The organism is Levilactobacillus fuyuanensis, from assembly GCF_003946395.1.
Lineage (GTDB): Bacteria > Bacillota > Bacilli > Lactobacillales > Lactobacillaceae > Levilactobacillus > Levilactobacillus fuyuanensis.
This window is the reverse complement of record NZ_RHNZ01000054.1, coordinates 1-1,089: the sequence shown is the minus strand read 5'-3', so window position 1 is coordinate 1,089 and position 1,089 is coordinate 1. Positions and strand designations below refer to the sequence as shown.

1 protein-coding gene is annotated in these 1,089 nt (G+C 45.4%); it reads right to left on the bottom strand.

What is annotated here, in order from left to right; all coding sequences use genetic code 11:
• Positions 1 to 58: 58 nt before the first annotated feature.
• The gene (locus tag EKM73_RS12710) at positions 59 to 1,084 is read right to left on the bottom strand and encodes an IS30 family transposase (RefSeq protein WP_010619295.1); all 1,026 of its coding nucleotides are present in this window, start codon (positions 1,082 to 1,084) and stop codon (positions 59 to 61) included.
• Between the last annotated feature and the right edge of the window lie 5 nt (positions 1,085 to 1,089).

Below are 1,089 nucleotides of genomic sequence, written 5' to 3'. Positions count from 1 at the left end.
CCTCAATTGTCAAATCAAGTGCAACACTAAGAATCTATTCTTAGAAGTGGTCTAGTTGCTAAGCTAGTTCAGGCATTAGATCGGCTGGGCAGCGATAGTTCAATGACCGCCGTAGCCGGTTGTTTAAGGTATCTTGAGCCAGCTGAATGTCAATGAGTGAGGCCGAAGCCAAGGATCTGCCCTTCGGGAAGAACTCGCGCAAAAGGCCGTTAGTGTTCTCATTGGTTCCACGTTCCCATGGTGAATAAGGATGGGCAAAGTAGATGTCAGTTCCCTTGACTTGACTCAAGCTTGAGAACTCAGCACCATTATCAAAAGTAATGGTTTTAAAGTGCTCGGTTCCATAGTCATATAAGGTATTCTGGAGGGCTTTCAAGCAAGTGTCGGCATGATAATTGGGAAGTTTAACGATGATCTCTAAGCGACTAACACGTTCAGTCAAAGTCATTAATGCTGGCTCAGATTCAACCCGTTTGCCTTTGACCAAGTCACCTTCCCAGTGTCCAAGCTCTTGACGCGCTTGAACCATGGCGGGACGCTCTTCGATTGAATGGCCCAGATTTTTCTTATTGATTCGATGATGCTTTGCCCCGGGGCATTTAATCCGGCGACGTAGTTTAGCTGGTAGGTCTGAATTGCGGATAGCTAAACGCTGGTCATCAATATACCGGTACACCGTCGGTGTTGAGGGGCAGACAAGCCTTGGGTGATCAGTCTTGAATTGGTGGACAAAAGTATCCACACTATGCATCCTGGGACGCGCTTTTAAAGCTGTCACCAAAGCATTACAGAAGGTTTGACAATGATCAAAGAGTCCACGATAACAGCTATTTAGTCGGTGCTTACGATAAATTGCTTCACCAGTTTCTGCCAGATATGACTGTTCAAAGATATGAGTACTAGCGTTAATCTGTGTCGTTGTCCCACGTTTTAATTCACGTGAAATCGTGCTGGGATTACGATGAAGGGCCTGGGCAATTCGGCGGATAGACCAATCTAAGTCCCTTAGGGATTCAATTCGACCACGTTCAGCTAAATTGAGTTGGTGATACTGATTAGATATGATATTCTTAATTCGGGTCATGAAGA